This window comes from Aeoliella sp. (assembly GCF_965227375.1).
In the GTDB taxonomy this organism is placed as follows: Bacteria; Planctomycetota; Planctomycetia; order Pirellulales; family Lacipirellulaceae; genus Aeoliella.
Window position 1 is genome coordinate 2,995,067 of the sequence record NZ_CBDDFX010000001.1, and the last position, 25,633, is coordinate 3,020,699.

18 protein-coding genes are annotated in these 25,633 nt (G+C 61.5%); 11 read left to right on the forward strand and 7 right to left on the reverse strand.

From position 1 onward, the window contains the following. Positions 1-84 precede the first annotated feature (84 nt). The gene (gene efp, locus ACQK2L_RS12190; protein WP_425397247.1) at positions 85-663 is read right to left on the reverse strand and encodes an elongation factor P; all 579 of its coding nucleotides are present in this window, start codon (positions 661-663) and stop codon (positions 85-87) included. A gap of 207 nt (positions 664-870) precedes the next feature. On the opposite strand from efp, the gene epmB reads away from it, so the two are divergent. Further along, complete coding sequence (gene epmB / locus ACQK2L_RS12195) at positions 871-1,818, forward strand: EF-P beta-lysylation protein EpmB (RefSeq protein ID WP_425397248.1); 948 nt, start codon at positions 871-873, stop codon at positions 1,816-1,818. Next, a complete protein-coding gene (rlmN, locus tag ACQK2L_RS12200; RefSeq protein ID WP_425397249.1) occupies positions 1,815-2,882 on the forward strand; it encodes a 23S rRNA (adenine(2503)-C(2))-methyltransferase RlmN in 1,068 nt (355 codons plus the stop codon). Before epmB ends, rlmN begins: the two co-directional genes overlap by 4 nt. A gap of 102 nt (positions 2,883-2,984) precedes the next feature. Here the strand turns inward: rlmN and ACQK2L_RS12205 are convergent, their stop codons facing one another. The 5 genes from ACQK2L_RS12205 to infA form a co-directional block, all read right to left on the reverse strand. Then, entirely contained in the window at positions 2,985-4,790 is a 1,806-nt protein-coding gene (locus tag ACQK2L_RS12205) for a DNA methyltransferase (RefSeq protein WP_425397250.1), read from the reverse strand. Between the two features lie 207 nt (positions 4,791-4,997). After that, the gene (locus tag ACQK2L_RS12210; RefSeq protein ID WP_425397251.1) at positions 4,998-5,822 is read right to left on the reverse strand and encodes a hypothetical protein; all 825 of its coding nucleotides are present in this window, start codon (positions 5,820-5,822) and stop codon (positions 4,998-5,000) included. 45 nt (positions 5,823-5,867) lie between these two features. Beyond that, on the reverse strand, positions 5,868-7,121 hold the full coding sequence (lysA, locus tag ACQK2L_RS12215) for a diaminopimelate decarboxylase (RefSeq protein ID WP_425397252.1): 1,254 nt from the start codon (positions 7,119-7,121) through the stop codon (positions 5,868-5,870). A gap of 158 nt (positions 7,122-7,279) precedes the next feature. Further along, positions 7,280-8,965, reverse strand: coding sequence for a hypothetical protein (locus ACQK2L_RS12220; RefSeq protein ID WP_425397253.1), 1,686 nt, complete (start codon positions 8,963-8,965; stop codon positions 7,280-7,282). A 335-nt stretch (positions 8,966-9,300) separates the two neighbouring features. Further along, a complete protein-coding gene (gene infA / locus ACQK2L_RS12225) occupies positions 9,301-9,525 on the reverse strand; it encodes a translation initiation factor IF-1 (RefSeq protein WP_252854591.1) in 225 nt (74 codons plus the stop codon). 285 nt (positions 9,526-9,810) lie between these two features. On the opposite strand from infA, the gene ACQK2L_RS12230 reads away from it, so the two are divergent. From ACQK2L_RS12230 to ACQK2L_RS12240, 3 genes are all read left to right on the forward strand, one after another. After that, positions 9,811-11,922, forward strand: coding sequence for a biotin/lipoyl-binding protein (locus ACQK2L_RS12230; RefSeq protein WP_425397254.1), 2,112 nt, complete (start codon positions 9,811-9,813; stop codon positions 11,920-11,922). 114 nt (positions 11,923-12,036) lie between these two features. Next, positions 12,037-12,984: a biotin/lipoyl-binding protein gene (locus tag ACQK2L_RS12235; protein WP_425397255.1), complete on the forward strand. Its 948-nt coding sequence runs from the start codon at positions 12,037-12,039 to the stop codon at positions 12,982-12,984. A 147-nt stretch (positions 12,985-13,131) separates the two neighbouring features. Then, the gene (locus tag ACQK2L_RS12240) at positions 13,132-15,414 is read left to right on the forward strand and encodes a hemolysin D (protein ID WP_425397256.1); all 2,283 of its coding nucleotides are present in this window, start codon (positions 13,132-13,134) and stop codon (positions 15,412-15,414) included. Between the two features lie 31 nt (positions 15,415-15,445). Here ACQK2L_RS12240 and ACQK2L_RS12245 read toward each other — a convergent pair whose 3' ends face one another. Beyond that, positions 15,446-16,396 (reverse strand): hypothetical protein, encoded by a 951-nt coding sequence (locus tag ACQK2L_RS12245; RefSeq protein WP_425397257.1) that lies wholly within the window; start codon positions 16,394-16,396, stop codon positions 15,446-15,448. 321 nt (positions 16,397-16,717) lie between these two features. Between ACQK2L_RS12245 and ACQK2L_RS12250 the strand changes: the two genes are divergently transcribed. From ACQK2L_RS12250 to ACQK2L_RS12275, 6 genes are all read left to right on the forward strand, one after another. Continuing rightward, complete coding sequence (locus tag ACQK2L_RS12250; protein WP_425397258.1) at positions 16,718-17,689, forward strand: ImmA/IrrE family metallo-endopeptidase; 972 nt, start codon at positions 16,718-16,720, stop codon at positions 17,687-17,689. Then, positions 17,686-18,048 (forward strand): hypothetical protein, encoded by a 363-nt coding sequence (locus tag ACQK2L_RS12255; RefSeq protein WP_425397259.1) that lies wholly within the window; start codon positions 17,686-17,688, stop codon positions 18,046-18,048. Before ACQK2L_RS12250 ends, ACQK2L_RS12255 begins: the two co-directional genes overlap by 4 nt. 645 nt (positions 18,049-18,693) lie before the next feature. After that, entirely contained in the window at positions 18,694-22,305 is a 3,612-nt protein-coding gene (locus tag ACQK2L_RS12260) for a hypothetical protein (protein ID WP_425397260.1), read from the forward strand. Next, a complete protein-coding gene (locus ACQK2L_RS12265) occupies positions 22,253-23,665 on the forward strand; it encodes a hypothetical protein (RefSeq protein WP_425397261.1) in 1,413 nt (470 codons plus the stop codon). Before ACQK2L_RS12260 ends, ACQK2L_RS12265 begins: the two co-directional genes overlap by 53 nt. 140 nt (positions 23,666-23,805) lie before the next feature. Then, positions 23,806-25,077 (forward strand): serine hydroxymethyltransferase, encoded by a 1,272-nt coding sequence (gene glyA / locus ACQK2L_RS12270; RefSeq protein ID WP_425397262.1) that lies wholly within the window; start codon positions 23,806-23,808, stop codon positions 25,075-25,077. Between the two features lie 87 nt (positions 25,078-25,164). Continuing rightward, on the forward strand, positions 25,165-25,611 hold the full coding sequence (locus ACQK2L_RS12275) for a response regulator (RefSeq protein ID WP_425397263.1): 447 nt from the start codon (positions 25,165-25,167) through the stop codon (positions 25,609-25,611). Positions 25,612-25,633 lie beyond the last annotated feature (22 nt).

The window sequence follows — 25,633 nt, forward strand, 5'->3', positions numbered from 1 at the left end:
ATGGTATTCGCCGAGGACGCTTGGATCTTGGCTTGTGGCTGTAGACTCTGCGAACGCGAGGGTTCGCGGAGCCAGCCGCCTTGCTCATTCGGGGGCGTTGGTTCGCTCGATGTACTCACCGGTGCGGGTGTCGACGCGGAGCCAGTCGCCCGTGTTGATGAACGCGGGCGCGAGGATTTCCGCACCGGTTTCCATCTTCACAGGCTTCTGCACGTTGGTAGCCGTGTTACCTTTGGCAGCCGGTTCGGCGTACTCGACTTGCAGGATCACATGGTTGGGCGGCGTCACACCGATGGGCTGGTCGTTGAACGTGATGATCTGGCAGTCCATGCCTTCCTTGAGGAACCTGGCGAAGTCGCCCACCGCCTCCTCGCTCATCTCGTACTGCTCGTAGTCGTTGTTGTTCATGAACACGAACGCATCGGCCTGGCGGTAGAGGTACTGCGCGGTGAACTCCACCACGTCGGCCGCTTCGAGGGTCTGGCCCGCGCGGTAGGTGCGGTCGACCACGGTGTTACGAATGAGGTTCTTGAGCTTGCACTCGTACAAGGCGGTACCCTTGCCCGGCTTGCGAAAGTTCATTTCCACCATCAGGTAGGGGACGCCATCGATTTGGACCTTCAGGCCCTTGCGAAAGTCGCTGGTGTTGTACGTGCTTGGCACTGCTTCGGTTCCGTTTTCAAGTTGGTTGGATTTAGTGTATTCTGCGAGGTCAGTCTTCCTGTCCGACAAGGCGTAGCTCGTCGGCTGGAGCTGGTTGTATTGCTAATCCCCGGTAAGCCGAACTTCAGGGAATCCGCTATTTTAACCGCCACTAGCCAATCTGTCCGCCCCACTTCCGATGCCCAAAACCGGGGCGATTGGCGGGATGTGCTGCGCACCGCGTTTCGCACGTCCGTCGAGCTGTGCGACTATCTCGGCCTGCCGCACGAAGTGGCGGCCGCGGCGGGCGATTTTCCCTTGCTGGTGCCGCGGGGCTACGCCGATCGCATCGACCGCAACAACCCAGCCGACCCGCTGCTGCGGCAGGTGCTGCCGGTGGATGCCGAGCACCAACCGACGCCCGGATTTACCACCGACCCGGTGGGCGATCGCGCGGCCGACGAGGGACGGGGGCTGCTGCATAAGTACCATGGACGAGTGCTGCTGGTGCTGACCGGCGCCTGCGCGGTGAACTGCCGCTACTGCTTCCGCCGCCACTATCCGTACAACACCGCTTCGGCCGGCCCGCGCGAATGGAAGTCGGCGATCGCAGCGATCGCAGCGGACGACTCGGTGAGCGAGGTGATCCTCTCGGGCGGCGATCCGATGATGCTGTCCGATGCGTTGCTCGCCGAGCTGGTCGAAGCGATCGAGCAAATCGCGCACGTCCGCCGATTGCGCATCCACACGCGACTGCCAATCGTGATCCCTGAGCGGGTGACCGACCAGTGGCTCGAATGGCTTCGCAGTGGGCGACTGACGAAAGTGATCGTGGTGCACGCAAATCATGCCAGCGAACTCGACACGCACGTGGGCGATGCACTCGCCCGACTGCGAGCGACCGGCGCGACGCTGTTGAATCAGGCGGTGCTGTTGCGCGGCGTGAACGACTCGGCCGAAGCGCAGCGGGCGCTGTGCGAGCGGCTGGTCGAGTTGGGCGTGGCGCCGTACTACTTGCATCAACTCGATCGCGTATCAGGCGCGGCGCACTTTGAAGTGCCCGTGGACGAAGGGCGGGAGATCATTCGCCAATTGCGCGCGACGCTGCCCGGTTACATGGTGCCGCGGTACGTGCAGGAGATCGCCGGCGAGCCGAACAAGCGAGTGCTGGCATGAGCGACCTCATCTCTCTGTACAACACCAATGCGGTCGACGCGCTCCGCCGCGAGTTGGCGCTCGATCCGCACCTGGTGCATCGCTTACGCACCGTGTTCTGGAAGAAGTTCGCAGGCAGCGAAGCGGCGCTCGAAGAGCTTCCACTCCACGCCCGCGAGGTGTTCGCCGAGCGAGTTCAGTTCCATCCGCTAGAGCTCGACGTGCGCCGCGACTCGGCCGAGGACGGTGCGACGAAGCTGGTGTTTCGCACCGCGGCCGACCAGCGGATCGAATCGGTACTGTTGCGGGCGGGCACGGGACGCACGGCGCTTTGCATTTCGAGTCAGGTGGGCTGCGCGGCGAATTGCGACTTTTGCGCCACCGGCAAGATGGGCTTTTTCGCCAACCTCAACGCCGGCGAGATGCTCGACCAAGTGGTCCAGGCGAACGAGCAGATCCGCGGCGAGGATCGCACCGTGCGAAACATCGTACTGATGGGCATGGGCGAGCCGTTTCACAACGAAGAGAACGTGTACGAAGTGCTCGACACGCTCACCGCCGGGCGAGGCTTTAATCATCCGGCGAGCCGTATTTTAATCTCCACCGTGGGCATTCCCGAAGCGATGCTCCGCTGCGGGCGGCGGTACCCAAGCGTCAACTTGGCGCTCAGCCTGCACTCGGTGCGCCAGGAGGTCCGCGAGCGGATCATCCCGCTGGCGAAGAAGCATCCCGTCGACGAATTGCGCCAAGCGATCGTGGAACTGAACGCCATTCAGCCGGCGACCGTGATGATCGAGTACCTGATGCTCGCCGGCGTGAACGACTCGCTGGAAGACGCGGCCGAACTGGCCGGTTACCTCGAAAGCTTACGCGTGCACGTGAACCTCATTCCGTACAACCCAATCGAAGGCGCGCCGCAGCTTGAGAGCTCACCGCGTGAAGTCCGCGACGCGTTCGCCGACCATCTAAAAGCCGCCGGCCTGACGACCACCATTCGCTACTCGATGGGCGCCGATATCGAAGCCGCCTGCGGGCAGTTGGTGCAGCAGTTGGAGCGGAAGCGAAAGGCGCAGACTGCCCGTTAGCCACATGAGAGATTGAAGGGTGCCTGGGGACGAGCTCCGCGAGCCCCCAGCATGTTGAGGACTGTGGGCTCGTGAAACTCGACCACAGCCACCCTCAGGATTCTACCCCAGGTTCCACCCCGGCTCGTACCGCTGAGTTAGATCGACCTTCAGCGGCGCGCGGTACTCGCTGCTCGGTAAATCCTCTTCCAGGATCACCGCGAAGCCGGCGACTTTGCTCTTCGTGCCTGCTGCGGTGGCGTGCGTGGCGAGTCGGGCACCGAGGTCGAGGGCCTCGCCGACAAACAGCGGAGTGCGACCTTTGCCGGTCAGCAGGTACACGCCTGCCAGAGCGTCGTACTTGGCGGCCGTGCGAACGGTGAGTTTCCGCGGGGTGCCAAAGTCGCGGGTGGCGAACACGTAGTCGTAGGCCTTGGCTTCGTCGGCCAGTGCGTGGCGGCTCTTGCGGAAGTCGATGGCTGCCCAGCGGTACGCGGCTGCGTCGAAGCCCGGCGCGAAACGCGCCGCTTGGCGATCGAACCACTCAGCACGCTCCGGCGAGATGAAGATTTCGTCGATCGACTCGATGCTGAACTTCTCGCTGGTCAGTTGCCAGGCGATTTCGGCGGCGAACTGATACTGGTCCAGCTCGGCCGCGGTAACCGGCGTGGTTTTCGCCTTCTGTTGCTTGGGCAACTTGCCCGACTTGCGAAGCCGCACCAGTTCATGATTCCAGATTTCCCCGTTGCCCAGCAGCCCAGCGTCCTGGCACGCAGCGTGGAAGGCCTGCTGCAGTTCGGGATTGGCAAGCAATCGGTCGACCGACTGGCCGTCGGAAGCAGCGAGAAACGCTTTGCCCACGGCGGCCCGCTGGATCTTGCGGAGATTGACTTTCACGGGCCCTGCCGCCGCTTCAGCGGCCCGCGTTGGCTCTTCAGTCTTCTGTTCCGCAATCGGCTCTTCTGGCAGTTCTTGCTCTGCTGGATCCACTGGCTCGGGAGCAGTGAAGTCGGCCGGATTGAACGTGGGCAACAACGCTTGATCTTTCAGCCGCCGGCCGTTGGCCGTGTTCGGTGCACTGGCGATGGCGTCGGCGGGGCCGTCGAGCGCGTCGTGCTCATTGATCGACTCGAGCCGCTCGGTCGCGTAGCGCACATACTCTTCGGACAACTCGGTGCCGCTGAACTTGCGGCCCAGCTTTTTCGCCACAGCCAGTGTGGTGCCGCTGCCGGTGAACGGATCGAACACCACGTCGCCTGGGTTGGAACTCACGCGAATGATGCGTCCCAGCAACTGCTCGGGCATCTGGCAACCGTGGAAGCCTTGCCGCTCCTTGAACGTGCCAGCCACACGGGCGAAGTACCACGTGTCGTCGAGCGCGTCGAAGCCGTAGCGGTCGGACTGAAAGTCTTGCGGGCGCAGGATCCATGTGTCGTCGGGCAAACGTCCCTTGGGATTGGCGCGCTTGTCGCCGTACACCAGCGCGCGGGCCGAAGGGATGCGCACCGCGGGGTCGTCGGCGTTGAATGTGAAGCGATCGGGGTCCTTTACGAAGTGGAAGATATGCACGTGCGAGCGACTGAACTTGCGCTTGCAGTTCACGCCGAACGTGTAGTACCACACCACCCAGCTGCGGGTGGTGAAACCAATTTGCCGATCCGCGATCACCTTCAGGTCGGCCGCGTACTCGTCGCCAATCGCCAGCCAGAACGAACCCTCGGGCGAGAGCACGCGGTGGATCTCTTCCATCCACTGCCGCGACCAGGTGAGGTACTCGTCGTCTTCCTGCTCGTCGTGGTAGGTATCGTATTCGTAGCCGATGTTGAACGGCGGATCGGCAAACGCCAGATCAATCGAACCAGTGGGCATCTCCCGCATCAACTCGATGCAGTCTCCTTGGCGAATCGCAGTATCGACGGCGGCTGGCATGTCGCGCTCTTTCCGGGGGCGATGAGAGGTAGATCTAGAACAGACCAACGTAGCCGCCGGGCGGCGAATTTTCAAGGAATTCGGCTCCCCAAGATATTCAGCGACCCAGTTCTGCGCAATTCTCGAATGGGAGACGGGCGGACAGTTTTCTCCAATCGTCACACTTTCGCTAACAGCTAAGTTGGAAGTGCCGCCCCGCGATGATCGCTACTTTCGACGCTCGTCCAAGTTGCCCCCGTTATCATCGTCTGCGGATGTACCGTCCAGCTTCACTCCGGCCAGAAGGTGGAGCGCCAGGCCAATGGCTACAAACGAAACCAAGCCGAAGATCGCCGATTGTTCAAGTAGCGTGACGGTGGTCTTCTCCGCCGCTGTGACGTACACCGCTTGTTTGTTATTCTGAAGCCAATGCCCTTCCAGTAGTTCGGTTTTGGGAGGCGCGGGTTGTGGTACTGCATCACGCAACGCGACATTGAGTTTCCAGAAGTAGCCCACGGCGACTAGCCAAACCACCGCACCGCACAAAGTAAAGGCGCCGCGCAGGGACCGCTTCCATGACGGCTTCGTTGTCTGATCATCCGATTCAATTGGCGTAGGCAGAAGTTGCACGCCACAGCAACGCTGATAGTCGGACTCTGCTGTAATGGCGAAGCGGAGACTCGTCAGTACACTGAACAGGATGATGCCACCGCCGAACGCAAACCAGGGGAACCACTTTGGCTCCAGCGGAGAGATACGGATTGCTGCGGCGCAAAGAAAGAAGAGGCCGCACGCACTGCCGAGTACTGCTCCCAGCACTCCTCGGACTCCCACGCCGGGCCAGTGCCAGCGGGTCTTCACACGATGGTATATGGCGACGCCCGCCACGCCCGCCAGCAGCACCCCCACGATGGCGATCTGCCACTGGATCAGCAGCGATTGGCCGACCATCCACAAGAACATGACGCACAAGCTGAAGATGGTGAGCAGCTTGTAGTCGAGGGACATCTCTTGCCAGGTTCGCGGGAACTTGGCTTCGTTGTCATCAGACATGGCGGCGCCAATGCTGAGCGATGGATGAAGTGTGCTACTGCCCGATCAGCCCGGTATCCGCTCGAGCCGGATCAGATCGTCCAGCGATTGCCGCTCGCGGATCAGGTGGGGCGTGCCGTCGGTGATGAGTACCTCGGCCGTGAGTGGTTTTGAGTTGTAGTTGCTAGCCATGGTGTGGCCGTAGGCGCCCGCGCAGCCGATCACCACGTAGTCGCCCACGTGGGCCTCGGGCAGTGAGCGGCTGCTGACGTAGCCGCCGTCTTCCTGAGTGAAGATGTCGCCCGACTCGCACAGCGGCCCGCCGACCACCACTTGCTGGTGCGGCCGCTCGCGGTCGCCGTTCGCCGGACAGACGGCCATTGGGTGGTACGAGCCGTACATGATGGGGCGGGCCAGGTTGTTGAAGCCCGCGTCGAGCAGGTAGTAGCGGTTGCCGCCCATCTGCTTGACCGCGCGAACTTCGGCCACCAGGTAACCACTTTCGGCGGCCAGGTAGCGACCCGGTTCGATCTCCAGCGAAACGTGATGGCCAAATTCCTTGGCTAGGCGTCCGCGGGTAGCGTCCCATTGTTCGTAGTAGGCGGCCGTGTCCACGAGGTCGTCGCCGTCGCGGTAGGGCGTAGGGAGACCGCCGCCGGCGCTGATGGAAGTGATGCTCGAACCGACCGTGAGCGCGGCCTTCTCCATCGAAGCGCTCACCTGGCTCAAGTGCTCCATGTCGGTGCCCGAGCCGATGTGCATGTGCAGCCCCGCGATCACCAGGCCGTGTTCGTTGGCTCGCTCGATGCAGTCTTCGATCTGCTCGTGCCAAATGCCATGCTTCGACTGCTCGCCGCCGGTGTTGGTCTTCTGGCTGTGGCCATGCCCGAAACCGGGATTGATGCGGAGCGTGATCGGCTTTCCGGGGGCACGCTCGCCGTACTGAGAGATCATGTCGGGCGAGCCGCAGTTCACGGGCACGTCGAGTTCGACCACCATGTCGAGCGTCTGGCGATCGAAGATGTCGGCCGTATAGACGATCTGTGGCGGATCGTCGAAGCCCGGCTTGTACCCGGCGGCCATGGCGCGGTGGATTTCGCCGGCGCTCACCGCGTCGACCAACACATTGTTCTTCCGCACCAGGTCCAGGATGGCGATGTTCGAGCAGGCCTTCTGGGCGTAGCGGACTACGTCGAACGCGGCCAGGTGACCGATTCGTTCGAGAATGGTCTTGGCGTCGTAGACGTACAGCGGGGTGCCGAACCGTTGGGCGAGTTGGGGGATGGCCAGGCCGGCGATTTCGTGGACGAGCGGTGTCATGGAGCTGGGAGGGCTGGAGGGAGGGGGAGCGTATCTATCGCCAACCGTAAACTAGCAGTGCGGCAGCCACCAGGGGCCGCGCACGAAAAAGCGACGCCGGGAGGACCCCGGCGTCGCTGGAAAGGTTCAATGGTTGCCTTTGGGGGCTTGGACCAGAATCAGAATCCGGCTCCAGCTCCCTGGCGGCGGGCTTCCATCACGGCAGCGCCGATGGCGTGCAGCACGCCTTTTTCGACTTCGATCCGGGTGCGCAACTCACCGTTGATGTTTTCGGCGGTCATGTGCACCGAGTCGAGGCCCTCGCTCTTGGTGACCAAGGCGTCGAGCATCGCGTCGGCAGCCGGATTGGGCTCGGTTTCGGAAATGAACTGAACGATGGGCGTCAGCGCCACGGACATCTGCATCGGCTTGACCGGGGTGGTCGAGCTGCCCGAAGCGTCGATGGCCTGCTTCAGCTGGCTCACCGCGCCGGTGCCGGCACTGAAGTAGACTTTGTCGTCGCCAATTCCCACGGCCATGTCGAGCGATTCGCCCAGTGCCTTTTGCGCGTCCGCATCGTGGACGGGCAGAGTCAGGGTATGGATATTAGCTCCGCCATGCGAATCGGCATTCCACGCTACCGTGGGGCCATCCTTCATCAAGGCCGACAGCTTCTTCAAGGCCGACTCGACCTTACCGGGCTCCTTGGTGAATCCGCCAGCGATGACATTCAGTTTGCCATCACCCAGGTCCAAGCATCCCGCCATATCCATTTTGCCCGCCATGGCAGTGGCTTCCACAGCGTCCAGCAGATCGCCAACGGCTTCCTTCACGGTGTCACGGGCTTCTTCGTTGAGGTCGCCCAATTCCTGGTCGATGCCATTCATCGCCTGCTGGCGAACGGAGCTCATCTGGCTCTGGACCTGCGCCTTGTTCTCTTCCACGAGGTCGGCCGGCGTGGTCACGCTGATGTTAAACTGGATGGCGGCTCCATCCTTCATGCAGCCACCGAACATGGTTTGGGCGTCTTTGTAAACTTCGATTCCGCGAGCCAACTGGCTGTCGGGCACGGCGTTGTAGACAAAGTCGAGGATGACGTTCCCCTTGTCGGTGTCGGTGTTGAAGCCGATCTTCAACTCCTTCAGATCGTTGATGAGCTGCTCGATCTGGTCGATGCTCGCTTCGGTCGACTGGCGACGTGCTGCAAAGGCTTCGTCCGTCTCGTCGAACCGCTGCTGCAAGCCTTGCTCGGCGCCGGCACGAAGTTGCTGGATAGCAATCATGCGGTACATCTCGGGCACGTTCTGCACCATGACCTCGGCCGCGATGTCGTAGTCGGCGGTCATCTTGTCGAACATGTCGCCGGGATTGGCCGGCGCGTTGGCCAGCATCTCGGGCGTGTTCGAAGCGAAGGCCCAGTTGCCGACCTTCTTAACGTACAAGCTCTGGTTGGGGATCTCGATTTCGATGATGCCATCGTCCATGTCGGAAGTGGTGAGTCCGAAGTTACGGACCAGACCGAGCACGGCATCCAGATCGGTGACCGGCAGACAGACCACAGCGCCGTCGACGTGGGCCACTACGCCCCAGGCTTTGTCCTTGTCGACACCTTGCAGGCCTTGTCCTTGGGTGAAGAACTGCAGCATGTTGTCGAGCTGCTGCCCGGCGCCCACCTGGCCGCCGAATTGGCCCAGGTAGTCGATGTCGGCGAGCAGTTCGTTGTAGCTGGTGACGCCTACTACGGCGACCGGCTTGGCGGGATCGGATTGGGCATGGGCGGCGGCGCCCAACAGCGGGGCGGTGGCCACGGCCACGGCACACGCCAGCATGCGCATCGAGGTGCGAGAAAGCAGAGAATTTGGCACGGTGGTGCTCCTGTTTGGTGGAATGAGCTAGCAGCGCCACCTGAGCTGGTGATGGCCGCTGCCGCGAAGGACGTTTCCAAGTCTACGCCACGGTTGGCGACAGAGTTCGGCAGCGGGAGGCCCAACTGCCAAAGAATACTACCCGCTGCGTCGCCCCGTGGTTTTGGGGATTCGGTGGGATTATACCGATTCTAGAGAATGCTGGGCACCCAGCCGCCAGGGGCCCAGTTCCGGGTTTCCTGCGTGCGCAACGGGGACTCCGATCGCGCAGCGAAGCAGGGGCAGGCGGCACAGAAGACGCCGCTCGCAGTGAAGGTGCGCTAAGCGGACACGCTTTAGCGCTCGCGGTAGGTGATGCGGCCTTTGGTCAGATCGTACGGCGAAAGCTCGACGCGGACGCGATCGCCTGGCACAATACGGATGAAGTGCTTGCGCATGCGACCGGCAACGTGGGCAGTGACCAAGTGTCCTCCCTCGATTTCGACGCGAAATCGCGTATTCGCCAGTGCTTGCGTAACCGTGCCCTCAACCTCCAGGGCCTCTTCCTTTTGTTTCGACATATATGCTTTTCGCCCCCCGCCAGTTGCGGGGGCCTCCGGTAAGAATCGGGGTATCGCGGATCCGCACCGACGATTGGCGTGGACCGCTACCACCAGAAAAATACAATCTTTAATAGTATCGCCGATTCGGTGGCCAAGTCCAGTGAGTTGCTGGATTCTTATCACGACGGATTGTGCTGAAGGTACCGAAATTGCCGATTTACCGCTTAGGTGCCGAAAAACCCGGTCGGAAGTTGCCCCACATGCTCGCCGTGGTGGCTCGATTGCCCTTACATTTAATTGTCTGTGAGTACTGAATATTCCAACGCGCCCCGTCCCAGCGAGTCGTCCGTATCGGTCGATCCGGAGGACGTACAGCGCGCTAAACGCGAAATCCAGTCGATCGTCCAGCAGATAGCAGAGCTATCGCGGACCGATACCACGATCGAGCAGTTCTACGACGAGTTCCTCAACAAGGTGGTCGCCGCCTTGGCAGCCGCCGGCGGGGCGGTGTGGACCATCGCCCCCACGGGTCTGCAGCTCACCTACCAGATCAACCTGCGGAATACCGGGCTGGTAGAGAACCCCATCGGTCAGGAGCAACATGGCCGGCTGCTGCAGAAGTCGCTGGCGTCCGAAGAAGGCTTATTGGTCGCGCCGCATTCCGGTTCGGCCGTGGGCACCGACGATGGCGACGAGCACGCCGCGGCCAACCCCACCGACTACCTGCTGGTGATGGTGCCCGTGCACAACGACCAAGGCCCGCAGGGCGTGGTCGAGGTGTTCCAGCGCCCCGGCGCTCGTCCCGCCACGCAGCGTGGCTACTTGCGGTTCTTGCAACAAACGTGTGACCTGGCGGGCGAGTTCCTGCGTGGCCGCCGCTTGCGGCATCTGGCTGAGAAGCAAAGCCTGTGGGAGCAGCTCGAGTCGTTCACCCGCACCGCACACGAAACACTCGACGTTCGCGAGTCGGCGTACACCATCGCCAACGAAGGGCGGCGGCTCATCGGTTGCGACCGCGTGAGCGTGGCCATCCAGCGCGGCAGCAAGTGCATCGTCGAAGCGGTGAGCGGCCAGGATACGTTCGACAAACGGTCGAACGTGGTGACGCTCTTGAATCGCGTCGCCCGCGCGGTCACCAAGACCGGCGAAGACGTATGGTACACCGGCGACACGTCGAATCTCGCGCCGCAAGTGGAAAAGACGCTCGACGCTTACGTCGACGAGTCGCACACCAAGAGCATGGCGATCCTGCCGCTGTTCCGTCCCGACAAGGAGGAACAGGAAGGGCAGCCCAACGAGCGCAAACGGCGCGACGTGATCGGCGCGCTGATCGTCGAGCAGATGGTCGACACCACGCCCAGCGACGGCTTCACGCAACGTGTCGACGTGGTGCGAAACCACAGCGCCACGGCCATCGCCAACGCACTGGAGCACAACAGCCTGTTCCTGATGCCGGTGTGGAAAACGCTGGGCAAGGCCACCTCGCTGTTCCGCGGGCGGACCAAATGGAAGACGATCGGCGTCACCGCCTTGGTGGTGGGGCTCATCAGCGGTGCGGTGTTCTACCAGTCCGACTTCAACCTCGAAGGCGACGGCAGCCTGCAGCCGGTCACGCTGCAGGGCGTGTACGCCCGCACTGATGGTGAGATCCACGACGTGCTGGTCGGTTACAACGAGGAAGTCACCGCCGACCAACCTTTGTTTACGATGACGAGCATCGAACTCGACAAAGAACTGGCCCGCTTGCAAGGCCAGCTTACCGAGGTCGTCGAACAAAAGGCGGGCACGAAGCGGACGGGGCGCGGCGGAAATCGACCCGACGAAGACCGACAACTGGAAGCCAAACGCAACGAGTTGCGCATCCAGGAAGAGAGCCTCCAGATCCAGATCAACAAGGTCTTGGAGCAGATTGAGACGCTCAAGATCACCAGTCCCATCGGCGGTCGAGTGATCACCGGTAAGAGCCAGATTGAACAGCTCGAAGGCCGGCCGATTGGCCGCGGGCAGATGCTACTGGAAGTGGCCGACCTGACCGGCGACTGGTACCTGGAAGTCCTCATGCCCGAGACGCGGATGCGGCACGTGGCCGACGCAGCCCTGGAGGCCGAGGAAGAGGGCAAGCCGCTGGAAGTGACCTTCTACCTGGCCACCCAGCCCGACCAGCTGTTCCATGGTTACGTCGATTTGATCGAGACCACCGCCGAAGCCCGCGGCGAAGATGGCAACAGCGTGCTGATGCGGGTGAACTTCGAGGAGGGCGAACTAGATCGACTTCGCGAAATCCTGCATAACGCCGATCCCAAAGTGGGCACCGAGGCGATTGCCAAGGTTCACTGCGGCAAGAAATCGATTGGATACGTATACCTGCACGACGCGATCGACTTTGTGGTCAAGTCGTGGTTCCGGATTTGGTAGCGCGAACCGCTGTTCGGGACACAGCGCCGCTACCACTCAAATTACTACCGTTACCTTACCAGCCTGGCGCGACCCGATCGCGTTGGGGTCCTTCGCAGAGAAGCGAGGCATCAGATGAAAACCACCGCACTCGCCGTCCTGATCGGTTTGTCCGCGTCCACGCTGTTCGCGCAGTCGGCCGACCGCGGAAACCCCGTGCTCAAGAGATGCCAGCTATCGCTGCTGCCGGAGAACTTGATCGAGATCTCGGCCAACAAGGCGGGCATTCTCGAGCGGTTGAACGTGCGCGAGGGCTCGCTGGCCAAAGAGGGCGCAGTGATCGCCAAGCTCGATGACGTCGAGCCGCAGATGCAGCTTCGCGTTGCGAAGCAGAAGGAAGATGCCGCCGCCTTCCGCGCCACCGACAAAGTGGAACAAGAATACGCCGAAGCAGCGCGGGACGCGGCCCAAGCCGACCTCGATGATCTGAGGTCCGCCAACTCCGGGCCCATTGAACGCGTGGTGCCGATCACGGAACTGCGGGCGAAGGAGCTGGAGTTGGTGCGGTCGCAGTTGCAGATCAAGAAGGCCATTAAGGACCGCCAGCTTGCTATCACCGAGTGGCGCGTCGCCAAGGTCGAGACCGAAGCGGCCGAGATGGAGATTACTCGCCGGGTGGTCAAAGCTCCCTACAGTGGCCAGGTGGTCGAACTCTATCGCAAGCAGGGCGAGTGGGTCGATCCGGGCGAGCCGATTTTGCAGTACGCGCGGTACGACGTGCTCCGCTGCGACGGTTACGTCAGCCTCGAGCAGTACGATCCTCGCGAAGTGGACGGCTGCGAAGTGAGCATCGAAGTCGAAGTGAGCCAGGGACGCATCGAGAAGGCCAAAGGCCGCATCGTCTACGTCGAGCAACTCGCCCGCGATCCTGGCGACTTCAACTATCGCGTCGTGGCCGAGATCCCCAACTACGAAGACCGAGGCCGCTGGGCCCTGTTCCCGGGTCTCGAAGCCACGATGACCATTCACCTGGGCACCGCGAATCAAAACATGAGCAGCCGGATCGAAGGAAGCCGGCCGTAGGGCTTCACCGCGACCCTGGAGTGGTTGGATCGCCAGGACGTGAGGTCGATTCCCTCCCCGCCGCAAATGCAGCGGCGACCCTCCCGGAGGGAGGGTGAATTGATTCGGTGAGCCAATCATGACTACACCTACCTAAACTCCCCGCCCGTGCCCTCCACAACGCTTGCCGACAGCCTGGTTTCGAGTTCTTCCAGGCCGCTACCCATCAGGGCGCGGCCCGACCTCGAGGCGCGCAAGCAGCGGTACCAGGGCCGTATCTATTGGGTGGTGAAAGACCCCGTGGGGCTGCAGTATTTCCGCTTCGAGGAAGAAGAGTTCGCCATCCTGCAGATGCTCGATGGCCACGCCAGCTTGGACGAGATTGCCGAGCGGTTCGAAGCCGAGTTCCCGCCGCAGACCATTCGCACCGAGGAACTGCAGCAGTTCATCGGCATGCTGCACCGCAGCGGGCTGGTGATTACCCATTCCGGCGGGCAGGGGGTGCAGCTCAAGAAGCTGCGCGACGAAAAAACCAACAAACAGCGGATCGCCACGTTCAGCAATATCCTGGCCGTGCGCTTCAAGGGCATCGACCCCGACCGCATCCTCAACGTCCTGCATAGCTACTTCTGGTGGTTCTGGACCAAGCAGATGCTGGTCGTGAACCTGATGCTGATCGCCTCGGCCGCGCTGTTGATCCTGGTGCAGTTCGACGTGTTTCAGTCGAAGCTACCCTCGTTCGAAGCATTTTTCTCCGCGCAGAACTGGCTGTTGATGGCCGCGGTGCTTGCCGGCACTAAGATTCTGCACGAGTTTGGTCACGGGCTGAGTTGCAAGTACTTTGGCGGCGAGTGCCACGAGATCGGCATCATGTTCCTGGTGCTCACGCCCTGCTTGTATTGCAACGTGTCCGACTCGTGGATGCTGCCCAACCGCTGGCATCGCGCGGCGATCGGCGCGGCCGGTATGTACGTGGAGCTAGTGCTCGCGTCGATCTGCACGTTCATCTGGTGGTTCAGCGAGCCGGGGCTGTTGAACTACACTTGCTTGAACGTGATGTTCGTTAGCTCCGTGAGCACCATCCTGTTCAACGCCAACCCGTTGTTGCGTTACGACGGCTACTACATCCTCAGCGACATCATCGAGATCCCGAATCTTCGCCAGAAAGCCACCAGCATCCTCAGCCGCAAGCTGGGCCACTGGTGCTTGGGCATCGAGCCGCCGGAGGATCCCTTCCTGCCGCAACGCAACCAGGCGTTCTTCGCCTTGTACAGTGTTGCCGCGGCCATCTATCGCTGGGTGGTGCTGCTGTCGATTCTGTACTTCCTCAACAAGGTGTTCGAACCGTACGGGCTGAAGGTCATCGGGCAGATGATCGCCATGATGTCGATCTATGGGCTGGTGGTGATGCCGCTGTGGAAGTTGTACAAGTATTTCAAAGTGCCTGGGAGGTTAGGAAAAGTGAAACGCTGGCGACTGGCAGTTTCGACGGCCGTGGTGCTCGCAGTGATCGCAGGCGTGATGAGCATCCCGCTGCCCGCCTATGTCTACACCGATCTGGTGGTGCAGCCCCTCGATTTCGAAGCGGTCACCGTGCGCGTCGAGGGCGTGCTCGAAGAAATTCCCCCCGACATCAAGCCGGGCGCGCGGGTGGAAGAGGGCCAGGTACTGGCTCGGCTGTCGAATCCCGCGCTCGAAGTCTCTGTGCTGGAGCTCGAAGGCCAACTCGAACTCAGCCAGGCGCGGATCGAATCGCTGCAGCGAATGCGGACCGGCGCCAGCAGCGACGATCGCAAGTCGATCGAAAGCGAAATCAACGGCACCATCCAGCGAATCGAGACCATCCAGGCGCAACTCCAGCTGCAGCGCGAAAACCTCGACCGACTCACCATCCGCGCGCCGCGCTCGGGAGTGATCATTCCGCCGGAACTGGTTCCCGAACCCGAGTACACCGACGGCGAACTGAAAACCTGGTGGGGCACGCCGCTCGACAAGCGAAACCTCGGCGCCACGCTCGAAACCGGCACCAAGTTCTGCAACATTGGCGACCCTTCGGTGCTCGAAGCCCGCATGCTGGTCGAGCAGGACTACTCGGCCGACGTGCAAGTGGGCCAAACGGTGTACGTGCTGCTGAACCAATCGGCGGCCGACAACCTGATGAGCATCGAGTACTACTCGAGCAAGATCCACGACGTCGAAAAGGGCAAGGAAGTGCCCGCGTCGCCCAGCCGCCTATCGAGCCTGCACGGCGGCCCGCTACCGACGCAAATGGACGCCCAAGGCATCCCCCGCCCACTCACGCCGCACTACTATGCCTACGCCCAACTGCCCCGCGACGAAGGCCGCCTAAGAGTCGGCCTGGTAGGCATGGCCAAAATCGCCATCCCGGACCGGACGTTGTGGGACCGGTTGAAGCGGTACGCGGCTCGGACGTTTAATTTTGAGTTGTAGGGAGGAGTTGTGAATTTGGTCAATGATGGCGTTAGAAATATCGGTGTGGCTTCAGGGTCGCTTCCATCTCGTTCCGCAACGACTGTAGTTGACCGAACTGGCGTCCCGCCTCACTTGAGTACGAGCCCCCAAACCAAGAACAACGCAGCTCCTGGGCGATATCGAGCATATTTAAGTGTTCTTTGTTTGCGAAAGTTAATTCGTCCACTCGAGGAAACACGTTCAACGCAGGCTTTAGCACATGCTCCAGGTACTGTTCCAATGCTGTAGCTTCGCGTTCGGTAAGTTGGTGCAAACGCTGACCGTGTTGATCCGTTTGTTCACGAAGTTCCGCATACTCTTCCATCACTGTATGTAGGCACGCCAGCAACCGTGCTGCGGGTAGAGGGTGATCTTCGCTTTGAGCACGGATCTTACCGTCTCGATTCACCTCCATCAATCGCACGGCCATCCAAGTAGCCGCTGTGACCAGGCGGAAGGCGACTACTCGCGCTATCCCCGCCAATCCAGCGAATGTGTGTGATTCGACGGCTTCACCGAAATCAATGGAATCAAGCAACTCCCATGCGGAGTCGCGTGGTGGCAGCTGACACATGCATTGGAGCGCACAGTTATCCACCTCCAGCTCTCGGTAGTAACCTCGAAGCAACGCCTCAGTTGGATATGGCGTTTGTCCCGAAGCGTTTCGAGTCATGCCGAGCCTTGATTCCCGATAGATCTTGACCGATTCTCTTAACTCGCTGAGGTGACCGCAGAGAATATGAAACGATTCATGAAGCAGTGCAAAATCAACCACCAACCCACGGACACTCGCCACCAACGCGGCCTCAGCCATCGCTTCTTCTGCCTCGAGTTCCAGTCCTTCAAAACAAGCGATTGAAAGAGCGAAACCCATTTTCTCAGTTTCATCCAAGATGTCGGTGAGGAAGCTTCTTGAGACCTCAATTTCCGCGATACTCCGTGGTATGATCTGTGCGGTCATCCTTGCTTGCGGATCGTCTCGGATACGTAGCCTGGGTGTTGGGCACTCGCGGATCAGCTGACCACTCGTCCTCAACACATTCCACCAGTGGTTTCGGGACTCTTCTAGCAGCGCTTCGATATTCATGAGCTCTGAGTTGCTGTGGCAGTGGACATGTGGTTGCCATTCTCCCGTCATCCGTGGTAAGAGTGAGTATAGCTTTCGATCATTCCCTGGTGGACGTTATCTAACGCCCTTGGTTCCAGTACGTTCTTAAGTTACATTCCCGCGCGAGCGGCTAGCTTGCAGAGCTGCGCCGGAAGTTAGCGACTGCGTGCACTCATGCCTACCAAAAAAGAACTCCTCCTCAAATACGCCCAACAAGTCCGACGACGCGACATAGCATGGGATCGAGAGTATAGCAAACTACTCCCACCCGACGAGGAGTTCATCGAATCGCTCCGCCTCCTCGTAGACTATGACTATCCTTCTGAGAGGCTCCTCGAAATCGCTAACGATCCAGTGCTGCAAATGCAGGCGCTTTTGCAGGACGTCCTTGAGGATGTCCAAGGGTTTCTACCAGAACACTGCCGATGCAAGGCTGACCAATCCATTGTCGGCTTGTTACCCAGGAGCGAGGTAAATGCCAGTTGCTTTGGGAGCCAAGCGGGCATCACGGACGGATACCTCATTGGACTCAATAGTGGTTTGATTCATGGAACAGGACTCGTTAGTGCTGCATTGATCGCCGATACTCATCCCAGTGTTGAAAAGCCAACGGGCCGTGACTTCTTCGATGCCTCGTTGAGGTTCTTTTCCAAGGGCTCGCCAGAAGACTTTGAGAAGAGCATTCAACTGACGATTGGCTTGCCGCCGGAAGTCCAAGTCTTGGTGGGCGCCAATCACTCCGTGATGCTCTGGTTTGTAACACTTCATGAGTGTGGGCATATTGTTCACGGTGACGTAGACAATGGAAGAGCAACTTCACATGCAATCTCGCACGAGAAGTCGACCTATCATCCCCCCACTTGGGAGGAAGAATATGCTGCCGATCAGTTTGCATTGGAGAGTTTTCTGCTTAACAGACCTAACGCTGAGCGGGCCTGGACAAACTATGCGACTGTGGATCTATTGTATCGGTGGTTGGATCTTGCTACGCAGCGCGCTAAGGCAAGTCAGGATTACCCGCCAACCAATGCACGTCTCCACCGATTGCGGCAGTGGATGTGTGCAACATGGGGAGACGATCCGAGCAACCATCTTCAGACTCTTGATGACCTTTGGCATCGTTGGATCAAGGAGACAGAAGTATGAGTGAGACGTCAGCAAGTACCATCTCAATCGACTTTACTTGCGAGTCCTTGGAAGCACTCCATAAACTGTTGGGAGTGGATTCGGTTGCAGAACAGACCAGTGCAACCATCGGTGACGGTACAACAGTAGTTGTTGAAGAACTCATGCCTTGCGCTGGCCTAACGGGCAAGGAGATCTTGGTGACAATCGTGATTTCGATTGCGACGGGCATACCGTCGGGCATTGCCGCAAACTGGATCTACGACAATGTAGTGACTGATCCACAGTTGCAATCTGTCCAGGTAGAAGGCACACCGCGCGAGTTCAAAGCGGTTCATGATGTTGAGCAAATCGTCGACTTGGCTCGTTCCCAGTCCTGAAATCGGCCAGTTGGCTCACGCAAAAGCATGTAGCTTCGCCTTAGAAAGTCGATGAAGTTGCGATGCGACTTTCAAGCGGAAACACCCGCTGTCAAAAAATCGCCGTAGAAATCCCTCCTCCATCTGATCTAATGGACTTTGCCGCCGATAGCGCGGTTTGGTCTTTGACAATCTGGTGTATCTGCTGGCTACTGCTTTTCCTTGAATTCTCTGCCAACGTGGCCGGCCGCTCGGGTGCTGGCGCTCGCGGGGAGTTTTGTCCCGGCGGGTGGGGTTTTGGTCCACCTGCGGGAAACCCTGGGGCAAAACTCCGTGGGGCTCGGGCGGGGGAGATGGCGTAAACCGCTCCTATCAAAGGGGTTACGGAATCGCGTTCGGCGCGGTGTCGGTGGGGTTTTGGGCCAATGGTTCATGTGCTCCGTTCTAGCGGTGGGGGCAAAACTCCAAGTGCTTGATGGCAAAGAACTTAGGGCGATGGGTTTTGGGCCAGGGGGGACAAAACCCAATTGCTAGCCCCCCAGCAAGCTTGCTGGGGGCTCAGATGCGTCGAATTAGGCTTTCGCTCTCGCTTCCGGGGCGGTCGCTCGCTAGACTCCGCCGTTTGGTGAGAATCGATTTTCGACACTCCTGTGGCGAGGCGAGGCGATGTTGTTAGCAATAGCCAGCCGATACCGAAGCGCGCGCTCTCGGGTCGGCGGAGCGAAACGCAAGTTGGTGATCGTACTGGCCGCGCTGGCCGGGCTGGTGCTCTTTGCGCCGACCATCGTGCTGAACACGCCGCTCCGCCAGAGTGTGCTCACCACGGCTGTGCCGCCGAGTGTGGGGACGCTGGAGATCGGCGACCTGAGCATCGGCTGGTTGACCCCACTCACGGCGACGAACGTCACGCTGCTCGACCCCGAAGGCAACCGCCTGGCGGAGATCGGGCGGCTGTCGATCGACCGCACGGTGATCGGCTTTGCCACCGACTCGTCGGACCTAGGCACGATCCGCATGGAGAACGCAACGATCTACGCGTTGGCCCGCGCCGATGGAAGCAACGTGGAAGACGCGATTGCTCGGGCGGTGAGCGAAAGCTCGAAGCCCGCCGGCTTGAGCGCCGACAGTAGCGGACCGAACTACAAGTTGGAGATCGTCGGCGGGAAGATCCTGTCGCGCGATGCGACGACTGGCGAAACGTGGTCCGTCGAGTCGTTGGCGGCCACGGTCGCGCACCCGGCGCGCGGGCCGATGCAGATAGACGCTTCCGGCTTGGTGCGTCCCGCTCCGGCAGCGGCAGGTGGAGTTGCTGGAAACCAATCGGCCACCAGCGCCGGGCGGTTCGAACTGCATTGGGGCGCGGGTCCCGTGCAACAGACCGACGGAGTGCGTTTGGTGTGTCAGGACTTGCCGATGGCAGCGCTCGCTCCGTGGTTGCGGCGCGTCGATTCGCAGATCGGGCTGACCGGCACACTGACCGGCGAGATGTCGGCCACGTACCCGACCGAGAAGTACGACTCGCTGTCGGGCGAAACGACCGGGCGGATCGCGCTAGCGAACTTCGCAGTGACCAGCACCGCGCTGGCCGGCGAGCAGTTGGCCGTGGAAGAAACCAACCTGGCATGGAAGTGCAACGCCAGTGGCGGGCGGGTGTCGGTGGAGAATTTGTCGCTGGCGAGCGACGTGGCGCTGTTCGACCTGCGCGGCACGCTCGACGAACGACTGGTCCGTGGCGTGGCCGAGGGTCAGAACCACTGGCGCGACCTGGCGACCGCCAGCGACCTGGAAGCCGAGGGCAAAGTGAACCTCGCCCGACTCGCACAGCGGTTGCCGAACTTGTTTAAGGTTCGCGAAGGAACGACGATCACGTCGGGACAGATACAATTCACGGCGCGGACGATGCCGCAGGGCGACGGGCACCAGGTGACTGCGTCGCTCGTGACCACTCCGCTGGCCGGTACGACGCGCGGCAAAGCGATTGCGTGGGACGCGCCGCTCGACATTGACTTGGTGGCGCGGCACAACCGCGACGGATGGCGGTTCGACAACCTGGCGTGCCGGTCGGAGTTCCTGCAGGTCAGCGGTTCGGGCGACGCGCGGCAGATGAACCTCACGGGACAAGTCGACCTGGACGACCTGACGAGTCGGCTCGACCAGTTTGTGGACCTCACCGATTGGCAACTTGCAGGACGCGGCAACGTGCAAGCCAGCGCGACCCGCGACGCCAGCGGCGAGTTCGAAGCGGGCGCGTCGGGGCAGTTGAACGACTTTGTGATCGCCTACCGAGGTGGTCAGTTGATCGTCGAGCCGCAGCTTGGGTGGGAACTCAAGGCGGTCGGTCGGTCGGCTGCGGATACGTTGCGGCCGAAGATGCTGCAGGGAGCGCAAGTCGTGCTCTCGGGCGCGGGCGACCAGCTCGACTTACGACTTACACAACCTACGATGATCGCGGACACCTGGAGTCAAACCGAATGGCCTGTGAGCATCGCCACGAGCGGTCGACTCGACGGCTGGGCTCGGCGGCTGCGACCGTGGGTCGACCTGTCGGCCTGGAACACGGCCGGACAACTCAACCTGAACGCCCAAGGCCGCATTCGCGCGACGCCGGTGTTGGTGAACATCGCCGAGTCGAATGCAGTGATTCAAGGCCTAAGGGCCGCGAGCGCCGAGTACCTGGTGGACGAGCCAAAGGTCGAGTGGTCGGGCGACATCGCGTGGGACAGTACGACCAGCACGCTGGTGAGTCGCAGCGGTCAGTTGGTGTCGAGCACCGTGTCGGCCAGCTTCCGCGATTGGTACTGGACTGCCGACCCGCGGCAGACCAACCGAGTGGGCGGGCTGGCCGCCGTGCGAATGAACCTGGGCCGCCTGGCCCGCGCGAAGCGGTTGCCAGCAGGCGAGCCACCGAAGATGCAGCCGCTGGGGCAGATGGCTGGCAACGTGAAGCTGGCCGCGCAAGGCGGACAGGTCGTGGCGGTGGTCGACCTGAGCGGAGAGAACATCGAAGTGCAGAAGCCCCAACCCAGCCTGCCCGGCGTGCCGGCCACGATGGCGACCATCTGGCGCGAGCCGACGCTTCGCGTGGTGGGCACGGTGAGCTACCTGCCGGAGGCCGACCGGGTGAAGATCGACGGGCTGCAGACGCAGTCGTCGACGCTGGCGATCGCGGCCAGCGGAAGCGTTGACGGACTCAGCACGAACCAGATGGTGAACCTGGCCGGCACGGTCGACTACGACTTGGCCAGCTTGACACCGATCCTGGCGCAGTACGTTGGCGCCGGGTTGCGCGTGACGGGACGCGAGCAAGCGAGGTTCGAGTTCAAAGGACCATTGGCCGAGGTGGCGAGCGGTCAAGCTTTGGCAGGTCCGCCGGGTGGCGCGCCGCGGGTAGCGGTGACGCAGGTCTCAAGTTCGAGTCCCGAGATTACGTCGTGGTACGGGCGGGTGCTCGCGCCGTGGCAGGGTGCTTCGTTCTATGGTCTACCGATCGGCCAAGGGCGGATCTCGGCCGAGCTGAAGCAAGGTCGGCTGTACATTGAACCGATCGACTTAGCGGTTTCGGGAGGACGACTGACGCTGGCGCCTTCGATCCAACTCGTGCCCGCGCCTGGCGAGATGACATTGCCGGCGGGGCCGCTGCTGACGAACATCCACGTCACGCCGCAGGTAAGCGAGGAGATGCTGAAGTACATCGTGCCGTACATCGCCAGCACCACGGAGACCGACGGCGTGTTCTCGGTCTCCCTGAGTGGCGGCCGCGTGCCGCTGGGCAATCCGCGGAGTAGCGACGTGGCGGGCCGCGTGGACGTGAAGTCGGTGCGCGTGGTGCCCGGCCCCGCGATCGGCGAACTTGGGCTGTTGGTGAGCGAGATTGAGCGGGTGGCGAAGGGCGGTCGGTTGCTGGGCGGCGGTGGCCAGAGCGAGCCGTTTACGCTGCTTTCGATCAGCGATCGAAGCCTCGATTTCCGCCTGGTCGACGGACGTGTCTACCATCAGGGGCTAGAGTTTCAGATAGGAAGCTTGGTGATCCGCTCGCGCGGCTCGGTGGGGCTGGACGAGACGGTGTCGACGCTGATGGAGATCGATGTCCCCCCGTTGGGCATCCTGCGAACCAAGGAAGGCATGAAGATCGAGGTGCCGGTCACCGGAACTCTGGGTAGACTAAGAGTAGACAAAGCGGCGGCTGTAGAGAGCCTGCTGAAGCAACTTGGCGGACCCCTCCTGAATGAAGACTCCATTGGCAACGCGCTCGACAAGCTATTCGGCGGCGATCGTTAGCATGACGCTCGCGGCGCTGCTGGTGCTTGCCGGCGGACAGGCCGCAGCGCAGGTCTCCGCGTTAAAACGCCAGCAGGCGATTCAGCAGTGGCAGCCGGCGCGGAAGATCGATCGTTCGAAGCTTGCTCGTCAGGGACTGCGCGTGCTGGAAGGTCGCCACGTGACGCTGGTGACCGACTTGGAAAGCTCGCCCGCGGTGGATGAGCTTCCCACAGTGGTCGACATGGCGGTGCCGAAGCTGGCCGAGCGGTTTGGTATCGATCCAGCGCGCCTCGCCGATTGGCACGTCTTGGCGATGGTGCTGGTCGACCGACAGAAGTTCGCCGCGGCCGGGTTGATGCCGCCGGAGCGTCATCAGGAGTTTCCGCAAGGACTATCGATTGGGCACGAACTATGGGTGGTGAATCAACCGAGCGACTACTACCGCCGCCACCTGGTGTTGCACGAGCTGGTGCATAGCTTCATGGCCACGCAGCTTGGAGCGTGTGGGCCAGGTTGGTACATGGAGGGCATGGCGGAGCTGTTGGGGACGCACACGTGGAACGCGCAGAAGGGCGAGCTAGTGCTCGGCGTCATGCCCGAGGGGCGCGACGACTTTGAGATGTGGGGACGCGTGAAGTCGATTCGCGACGCCGGCGAGTCGGGGCGCGTGCTGCCGATCAGCGCGGTGATGAAGATCGACAACAGTCGCGTCCTCGACGTGGAGTCCTACGCCTGGGCGTGGGCGCTGGCAAAGTTCCTCGACACGCACCCGCGCTATCAACAGCGATTCCGCAGTTTGCAGATCGAGACCCTCGAGCCCGACTTCGACGAGCGGGTCCGCGCGCTCTTTGCCGACGACTGGTCCGACCTCCAGACGGAGTGGAAGTTGTTCGCTGGTACGCTGGCGTACCATCACGACATTGCAGCCGAAGCCATCGAGTTCCCGCAGCGTGTGGGCGACCTGAAGCGACTCGCAACTGCTGCGCGGGCCGAGGTCTCCGCCGCGCGGGGCTGGCAATGCACCGGCCTGGTGCTCGAAGCCGGGCAGAGCTACGAGATCAAGGCGAGCGGACGATTCCTCGTCGGTGCCGAGCCCGACGGCACCACCTGGGTGGCCGAACCCGACGGCATCACGCTGGAGTACAACGCGGGCGAGCCACTGGGCAAACTGCTGGCAGCCATCGACCCGCGCCCACCCGGCCCGTCGAGTCCACCCCGCCCAGCGACCAGTGCGTTCTTGGAGCCGATCGCCATTGGCAGCCAAGGGCGGATCACTCCCAAACGCAGCGGTGTGCTGTACCTGCGGCTAAACGACTCGCCGGGCAGCCTGCACGACAATCGGGGCGAAGCGACCGTGAGCGTGCGTCGAGTGCCCTGAGGCTGCTTGGCCAACAGTGCTGATTTGTGCTGGCTTGGGGGACTTTGCTACCTGATTGACAGCCTCCGGTTAGGCCTCGACAATGGTACTTTGGACCCTTTCTCCGTGTCTTACCTATACCCCCTGCGTACCCGCCGAGTATGAACTTCATCGAATCCCAAGACCCCCAGTTGTGGGCCGCCATCGCTGGCGAAGTTGAGCGTCAGCAAGATGGCCTGGAGATGATCGCCAGCGAGAACTACACCAGCGCGGCCGTCATGCAGGCGGTCGGCAGCGTGCTGACCAACAAGTATGCCGAGGGCTATCCTGGCCGGCGCTATTACGGCGGGTGCGAGTTCGTCGACGTGGTGGAGGACCTGGCGCGCGATCGGGCAAAGGAGCTGTTCGGGGCGCCCTTCGGCCTTGATGTCTTTGCCAACGTGCAGCCGCACTCTGGTTCGCAGGCCAACGCGGCAGTTTACCTCGCGCTGCTCGAGCCCGGCGACACCGTACTGGGGCTCGACCTGGCGCACGGCGGTCACCTCACCCACGGCATGCACCTGAACATCTCGGGCATGCTGTACAACTTCGTCAGCTACGGCGTTCGCCAGGACGACCACCGCCTGGACTTCGACCAGATCGCCAAGCTGGCCCGCGAGCACAAGCCGAAGCTGATCGTGGCCGGCGCGAGTGCGTATCCGCGCGAGATCCCGCACGACAAGTTTGCCGAGATCGCTCAGGAAGTGGGCGCCAAGTTGATGGTCGACATGGCCCACTACGCCGGCTTGGTGGCCGCGGGACTACACAACAGTCCGGTGCCGGTGGCCGACGTGGTGACCACCACCACGCACAAGACACTGCGCGGCCCGCGGGCGGGTTTGATCCTCGCCAAGAAGCAGTACGCCAAGGTGCTCAACAGCCGGGTGTTCCCTGGCACGCAAGGCGGTCCGCTGATGCACGTGATCGCCGGCAAGGCGGTCTGCTTCCGCGAGGCGCTCGAGCCCGAGTTCAAGCAGTACGGTCAGCGGGTGATCGACAATGCCAAGGCGTTGGCTCAGGTGCTGCTCGACGGCGGCCTGAACCTGGTGAGCGGCGGCACCGACAACCACCTGATGCTGGTAGACGTCACACCGCTGGGCATCGGCGGCAAGACCGCCGAGGAAGTGCTCGACCAGTGCGGCATCACCGTGAACAAGAACATGATTCCGTACGACGAGCGAAAGCCGGTCGATCCTTCCGGCATTCGTATCGGCACGCCGGCGCTGACCACGCGCGGAATGGGCGTCGAGGAGATGCGAACGGTTGGCCATTGGATGCTCGAAGCCCTCAGGGCGTTTGACGACGAGTCGGTGCATCAACGTATTCGTGGCCAGATTCGCGAGATGTGCGTCGATTTCCCCGTTCCTGCCGCGGCGCTGGAAGCTAGCGTGTGAACGTGCAACCGAGTTGGTGCGTAGTGGAACCTACGACCGAGTTTAAACCCTCGAATACGACGGAATGAACTCCGTCCTACATGACCGATGGCCGAAAAAAACCGCATCCTGATTGCCGACGACAACGAACCCAATGTCGAGCTGCTCGAAGCCTATTTGGCGAACCTCGACGTCGACGTGGAGATTGCCGTCGACGGCCAGGACACGCTGGACAAGGTGGAGAGCTTCAAGCCACACGTCATCCTGCTGGACGTGATGATGCCTAAAATGAGCGGTTTTGAGGTCTGTAAGAAACTCAAAAGCGACCCGGCCACGCGTGGTATCATGATACTGATGGTTACCGCACTGAACGAACTGGGGGATATCGAGCGGGCGGTGGAAGCCGGAACCGACGATTTCCTCTCCAAGCCGGTGAACAAAGTGGAGCTCACCAAACGCGTGGAGAACATGTTGCGGCTCTTTTCTGTCAGCGACGAAGTGGAGCGACTCCGCCGCTACATCGAACAGATGGAGCAGCGCACGGCAACCGCCTAGTGTGCGAGACGGTTTAACCAGA